Source organism: Corynebacterium sp. (genome assembly GCF_012838985.1).
In the GTDB taxonomy this organism is placed as follows: Bacteria; Actinomycetota; Actinomycetes; order Mycobacteriales; family Mycobacteriaceae; genus Corynebacterium.
The window spans coordinates 1-6572 of record NZ_DUOE01000219.1; the positions used below are offsets into that span (position 1 = coordinate 1).

Below are 6572 nucleotides of genomic sequence, written 5' to 3' on the forward strand. Positions count from 1 at the left end.
CCGCTGAGGCGTGGACCACGGGCGTCACCGTGGTGGTGCTGCTGGCCATCGGTGCCCTCAGCTACACCGGTGACCCCACGTGGCTGGGCATGCTCATCATGCTGCCGCTGGCCGCCTTCGAGGCGCACGGGCCGCTGGCCGCCGCCGCCATCCACGCCGATGAGGCGGCCGCGGCGGAACGCCGCCTGTCCGCCCTGCTCTCGCCGCACGCACCGGAGACGACGGAGACAACGGCGGCGGTGGGCGGGGGGACGTCGGCAAGCGGGGAGCCGGAGGCCCTGCACGCCGCTGACCTGCGCTGCGCGTGGGGCGACCGCACGTGGAACCTCGACCTCGCGCCCGGCGCGCGGCAGGTCATCCGGGGGCCGAGCGGCTGCGGCAAGACGACGCTGCTGCTCACCCTCGCCGGACTGCTGGAGCCGGCCGCGGGGGTGGTGACACTGGGTGGTTCACCGGACCCGGAGCGGCGCCGCCGGATGGTGCGGGTGCACACCGAGGACGAGTGGGTCTTCGCCACCACCGTGCGGGAGAACCTGCGCGTGGCCAACCCGGAGGTCAGCGAGGGGGTCATGTGGGAGGCGCTCACGGCCGTCGGTCTGCGCCCCTGGCTGGAGGCGGCGGGCGGCCTGGATCTCGAGCTCGCCGACGGCGCGGGGTCGCTGTCCTCCGGGCAGCGGCGTCGTCTGCTGCTGGCCCGGGCGCTGTGTTCGGAGACTCCGGTGCTGCTTCTCGACGAACCCACCGCCCACATCACCGCCGCCGACGCCGGCCCGCTGCTGGAGATGCTCACCGGGGGTCCCCTGCCGGGTCAGCGGGCGGAGCGGACCGTCGTCGTGGTCACCCACGAGGACTGATAGGTACGTCACTCTTTTCCAAATCCATTGACAGCCGCAGCCAATATTGCTACCATTGAGGTATACCCCACAGGGTATCGATAAATCCTATTTCCCCCACCCCGAGAAGGAGCGATCTCATGACCGAGACCACCACCGACACCCAGCAGACCTACCACATGCCCCGCATCGGAGACGCAGCTCCGGAGTTCACCGCCGAGTCCACCCAGGGCCCGGTCAACTTCCCCTCCGACTACAAGGGCAAGTGGGTCATCCTCTTCTCCCACCCCGCCGACTTCACCCCGGTGTGCACCTCCGAGTTCATGACCTTCGCGGTCATGGAGGACGAGTTCCGCAAGTACAACACCGAGCTGGTCGGCGTCTCCGTGGACGGCCTGTACAGCCACATCGCCTGGCTGCGCACCATCCGCGAGAAGATGGAGTTCCGCGGCTGGAAGAACGTGGACGTGAAGTTCCCGCTCATCGACGACGTGTCCATGAACGTCTCCCGCAAGTACGGCATGATCATGCCGGGCGAGGCCGAGACCTCCGCCGTCCGCGCGGTCTTCATCATCGACCCCGAGGCCAAGGTCCGCACCATCCTCTACTACCCGCTGTCGACCGGCCGTAACTTCGACGAGATCCTGCGCGTGGTCAAGGCCCTGCAGACCGCCGACGAGTTCAACGTCGCCACCCCCGCCGACTGGCGTCCGGGTGAGCGCGTCATCGTGCCCACCGCCGGTTCCTGCGGCGTCGCCGAGAACCGCATGACCGGTGGCGAGGAGGACGTCGAGTGCGTCGACTGGTTCTTCTGCACGAAGGCGATCGACGAGGAGACCGTCGAGAAGGCCATCCAGAAGTAACCCCCGCTTATCGACGCCCCGGTGCTCCCCGAGCACCGGGGCTTTTCCGCCCCATCAGAAAGGCCGCCGTGAGCGACACCCACTCCATCATCAGACACGTCCCGGTTCCCCTCTTCGCCGCCGTCATGGGCCTCGGCGGCCTGTCCCTCGCGTGGCGACGCGCCGCCCTCGTCTGGGACCTCCCCTCCTGGCCCTGGCACATCCTCTTCGGCATCGCCGTGACCGTGTTCATCCTCGTCGCCGGCGCCTACCTGGCCAAGCTCATCCGCCACCCCGACGCCGTCCGCGCGGACCTCACCCACCCGATCCGCATGGCGTTCGTGCCGACGATCACCATCTCCCTGCTGCTCCTCGCCACCGGCCTGAGCGACATCGCCCCCGACATCGCCCGGGTCATGTGGTGGATCGGCGCGGTCGGCCACCTCGTGGCCACCTTCTACGTCATCAGCTCCTGGTTCGGCCGGGACGACATCAACCGCGACACCATGACCCCGGCGTGGCTGATCCCCATCGTCGGTAACGCCGTCACCCCGCTGGCCGCCCCCGCGGTGGGCAACCTGGAGCTGGCCTGGTTCTCCTTCGGCATCGGCGTCATCTTCTGGCTGGGCCTGTGGCCGATGCTGCTCAACCGCGTCCTCGTCCACGACAACCCGCTGCCGACGAAGCTGACCCCGACGATCGCCATCTTCCTGGCCCCGCCGTCGGTCATCGCCCTGTCCTGGCAGCAGCTCACGGGCCACCTCGCGGACCCGGTCGGCATCATCCTCCACGCCGCCGCCGTGTTCTTCGCCCTCCTGCTGCTCAGCCAGGTCCCCCGCCTGGTGAAGCTGCCCTTCTCCCTACCGATCCTCGCCTACACCTTCCCCGTGGCCACCGTCGCCACCGTGACAGTCGCGATGGCCGGCGCCACCGGCTCCGGCTTCCACACCGCCCTGGCCGTCATCGCCCTGGCCGCCGCCACCGGCATCGTCCTCGGTGCCGTCATCCGCGTCGCCTGGGGAGCAGTCCAGGGACAGGTCTTCGTGGCCGAGTGACCCTGCCCCCTGACAACGGCGAACCCCCGCCGCCCGCGGTATGCGGGTGACGGGGGTTTCTCTGCGTCGGCAAGCAGAAGCTACTTCTTCATGGAGCCGTTCTCCAGCAGGCGCTGGTGGAAGGAGAACGCGGTTGCCAGGTCGTGCGGGGTCTGCTGGAACTTGGACTTGTTCGCACGCTCGACGTACTCCTCGAGCAGCGGACGGTAGTCCGGGTGCGCGACGGCGATCATCTTGGCGACACGGTCACGCGGAGCCAGGCCACGCAGGTCGGCGACACCGTACTCGGTGATGACGACCATGGCGTCGTGCTCGGTGTGGTCGATGTGCGACGCGAACGGGACGATCGAGGAGATCGCGCCGTCCTTGGCGTCGGACGGGGAGATGAAGGTGGAGATGCGGGCGTTACGGGTGAAGTCACCGGAACCACCGATGCCGTTCATGATGCGCTGACCGGCGACGTGGGTGGAGTTGATGTTGCCGTAGATGTCGGCCTCGATCATGCCGTTGGAGGAGATCAGGCCCACGCGGCGGATGACCTCCGGGTGGTTGGAGATCTGCTGCGGGCGCAGGATGATGGACTCGCGGTAGCGCTTGGCCTCCGCGTTCATCTTCTCCGCGTACTCCGGGGACAGGGAGAAGGAGGTCGCGGACGCGACGGTCATCTTGCCGGCGTCGATCAGGTCGACCATGCCGTCCTGGATGACCTCGGTGTAGGCCTCGATCTTCTCGAACTTGGAGTCCAGCAGGCCGGCCATCACGGCGTTCGGGACGTTACCGACACCGGACTGCATGATGTAGTTGTCGTACGCCAGACGGCCACCCTTGACCTCGCCCTCCAGGAAGTCCAGGAAGTAACCGGCGATCTTCTGGGAGGTCTCGTCGACCGGCTTGAACGGGGCGTTACGGTCCGGGGCGTTGGTCTCGACGACGGCGACGACCTTGGAGATGTCGATGTCGATGTAGGTCTTGCCGATGCGGTCACCGGAGTTGATGATCGGGATCGGGGTACGGTTCGGCAGGTGACCGATGCGGTAGACGTCGGCCATGCCCTCCAGGTCGACGGACTGCCACTCGTTGACCTCGATGATGATCTTCTTGGCGGCGTCCAGGTAGTCGACGTTGTTGCCGACACCGGAGGACGGGATCAGGTGGCCCTCCTCGGTGATGCGGGTCGCCTCGACCACGGCCACGTCCAGCTGGCCGTAGAAGCCGTGCTCCACGTACTGGCCCGAGTGGGACAGGTGGATGTCCTGGTACTTCATCTCGCCGGAGTTGATGGCGTTACGCATGATCGGGTCCGACTGGTACGGCATGCGGTAGTTGATCGCACCGGCCTCAGCCATGACGCCGTCACAGTCCGGGGCGGTGGAGGCGCCGGTGTACACGTCGATCTTGTAGGTGTCGCCCTTGGCCTGTGCCTCCTTGGCACGGTTGGCGATCGCGGTCGGGAGCGCCTTCGGGTAGGCCGCACCGGTGAAGCCGGACATGCCGACCTTGTCACCGTTGTCAATGAACTGTGCAGCCTCGTCAGCGGACATGACCTTGCCACGCAGAAGGGCGTTGGCGATGCGATCGGACATGAAGTACCTCCTGATTACCGGGCCTGGACATGGATGGCCCGCAGTGTCTGTGAGAGTTGTCGGCCGGCACCCTGCCCGAGGAGATGTAGTGTCAGCTCGGTTACATTGGGGGCCGTTTAGTTACGGTGACCACATTAGCGGAAATAGCGTGGTCCCGCCTAAAAGCACGCAACTGTGTTAATTCTACGGCACCAACTGCGGAAACGTCCGGAAAAGACCGCTCCTGGTTTGGGGGTTACCACCCCCGCGGGGGAGAATGGGGGCTGTGACTGTGAAGATCGGATCCCTGACGCTCAACTCCCCCGTGGTACTGGCCCCCATGGCCGGTGTCACCAACGTGGCGTTCCGCACGCTGTGCCGTGAGCAGGAGATCGAGAAGACGGGCACCGTCTCCGGCCTCTACGTCTGCGAGATGATCACCGCCCGCGCCCTCGTGGAACGCAACGAGAAGACGCTCCACATGACGACCTTCGCCCCGGACGAGAATCCGCGCAGCATGCAGCTGTACACCACCGACCCGGAGTACACCTACAAGGCCGCCAAGATGATCGTCGACGAGAACATGGCCGACCACATCGACATGAACTTCGGCTGCCCCGTCCCGAAGGTGACCCGCCGCGGCGGCGGTTCCGCCCTCCCGTACAAGCGCCGCCTCTTCGGCAACATCGTCGCCGCCGCCGTCAAGGCCACCGAAGGCACCGACATCCCCGTGACCGTGAAGTTCCGCGTGGGCATCGACGACGAGCACCACACGCACCTCGACGCCGGCCGCATCGCCGTCGAGGAGGGAGCCGCCGCAGTGGCCCTCCACGCCCGCACCGCCGCCCAGCGCTACTCCGGCGCCGCGGACTGGTCCCAGATCGCCGCCCTCGTCGAGCATCTCGACGGCTCCGGCATCCCGGTCCTGGGCAACGGCGACATCTTCGCCGCCGGCGACGCCCGCCGCATGATGGACGAGACCGGCTGCGACGGCGTCGTCGTCGGCCGCGGCTGCCTCGGCCGTCCGTGGCTGTTCGCCGAGCTCTCCGCGGAACTGCGCGGCGAGCCGCTCCCGCCCACCCCCACACTCGGAGAGGTCACGCGCATCATCGTCCGGCACGCCGAACTGCTCGCGGAGCACGACGGCGAGGCGCACGCCTGCCGGGACCTGCGCAAGCACATGGGCTGGTACCTGCGCGGCTTCCCCGTCGGCGGCGAGGTCCGCTCCCAGCTGTCCCGTATCTCGACGCTGGCTGACCTGCGTGAACTGCTCGCCCCCTGGGCCGACTCCGAGGTCGTCGCCGAGGATTCCGACGGAGCCCGCGGCCGCCAGGGTTCCCCGTCCAAGGTGGTGCTCCCCGAGGGCTGGCTCGACGACCCGGAGGATGAGACCGTCCCCGTCGGCGCCGACATCATGCACTCCGGCGGCTAACGATTCTCAGTTTCATCAGCGTGTCCCCGCGCTGGACAGGCGATTCCGTTTTGCACCTCTTATGATGATCTGCATGCGCATCGCCTACCGAGAACATCTGGACAACTTCGCCCACGACCTCATCGTCATGTGCGACACGGTGCGCTCGATCATGCACAACGCCTCTGAGGCCCTCCTCACCGCGTCCCTGGAACCTGCCGAGGACTCCCTCAGCAGCGCCGACGCGCTCGAGGAGATCCGCCAGCGCAGCGAGGACCGGGCGGTCGAGCTGCTCGCCCTCGAGGGCCCCGTCGCCCGCGACCTGCGCCAGGTCGTCTCCTCCATCTACATCGTCGAGGACTTCGACCGCATGGGGGCCCTGGCCATGCACATCGCCAAGGCCGCCCGCCGCCGCCACCCGGAGCACGCCGTGCCGGAGCAACTCCTCGGCTACTTCCGGGAGATGGCCCGCCTCGTCGACGAGATGGGTGAGAAGACCCACGACATCCTCGTCGACCCCAACGCCGACGTGGCCCTCGTCCTCAACGAGGACGATGACGCCGTCGACGACCTCAACGAGTACATGCTCACCATGCTCACCATGCGCGAGTGGGCCCACTCCACCCGGGAGGCCGTCGACGTCGCACTGCTCTCTCGCTACTACGAGCGCTACGCCGACCACTGCGTCAACGTCGCCGCCCGTGTCGTCTACCTCACCTCCGGGCTGAGCACCGACGAGTACCGGGAGAAGAAGGAACGCGACCGCGCCGAGGCCGACATGGCCGCCCGTTTCGCGGAGCTGGAGCGCCAGTTCTCCCACCGCGGCCAGCAGCGCCCCCCGCTGTAACTCCGGCCGGGAAAAGCCCGCA

General features: G+C 67.5%; 6 protein-coding genes. 5 read left to right on the forward strand and 1 reads right to left on the reverse strand.

The genetic code is table 11. The annotated features are described in order from the left end of the window. The 3 genes from GXZ33_RS12220 to GXZ33_RS12230 form a co-directional block, all read left to right on the forward strand. Positions 1 to 854, forward strand: an 854-nt coding sequence (locus GXZ33_RS12220; protein ID WP_291341491.1) for an ATP-binding cassette domain-containing protein, incomplete at its 5' end; no start/stop codon positions are given. Between the two features lie 119 nt (positions 855 to 973). Next, entirely contained in the window at positions 974 to 1696 is a 723-nt protein-coding gene (locus GXZ33_RS12225; protein WP_040086679.1) for a peroxiredoxin, read from the forward strand. A 68-nt stretch (positions 1697 to 1764) separates the two neighbouring features. Further along, positions 1765 to 2730 carry an SLAC1 anion channel family protein gene (locus tag GXZ33_RS12230; protein ID WP_291341493.1) on the forward strand — a complete coding sequence of 322 codons (966 nt, stop codon included), beginning with the start codon at positions 1765 to 1767 and terminating at the stop codon, positions 2728 to 2730. An 80-nt stretch (positions 2731 to 2810) separates the two neighbouring features. On the opposite strand, the gene GXZ33_RS12235 is transcribed toward GXZ33_RS12230, so the two are convergent. Further along, on the reverse strand, positions 2811 to 4313 hold the full coding sequence (locus GXZ33_RS12235) for an acetyl-CoA hydrolase/transferase family protein (protein ID WP_291341494.1): 1503 nt from the start codon (positions 4311 to 4313) through the stop codon (positions 2811 to 2813). A gap of 256 nt (positions 4314 to 4569) precedes the next feature. Between GXZ33_RS12235 and dusB the strand changes: the two genes are divergently transcribed. Further along, a complete protein-coding gene (gene dusB, locus GXZ33_RS12240; RefSeq protein ID WP_291341496.1) occupies positions 4570 to 5724 on the forward strand; it encodes a tRNA dihydrouridine synthase DusB in 1155 nt (384 codons plus the stop codon). 73 nt (positions 5725 to 5797) lie between these two features. Continuing rightward, on the forward strand, positions 5798 to 6550 hold the full coding sequence (phoU, locus tag GXZ33_RS12245; RefSeq protein WP_291341497.1) for a phosphate signaling complex protein PhoU: 753 nt from the start codon (positions 5798 to 5800) through the stop codon (positions 6548 to 6550). The last annotated feature ends 22 nt before the right edge of the window (positions 6551 to 6572 follow it).

Coding starts and splice junctions, on each gene's coding strand:
- GXZ33_RS12225 (WP_040086679.1), top strand. CDS start 974: ATGACCGAGACCACCACCGACACCCAGCAGACCTACCACATGCCCCGC.
- GXZ33_RS12235 (WP_291341494.1), bottom strand. CDS start 4,313: ATGTCCGATCGCATCGCCAACGCCCTTCTGCGTGGCAAGGTCATGTCC.
- dusB (WP_291341496.1), top strand. CDS start 4,570: ATGGGGGCTGTGACTGTGAAGATCGGATCCCTGACGCTCAACTCCCCC.
- phoU (WP_291341497.1), top strand. CDS start 5,798: ATGCGCATCGCCTACCGAGAACATCTGGACAACTTCGCCCACGACCTC.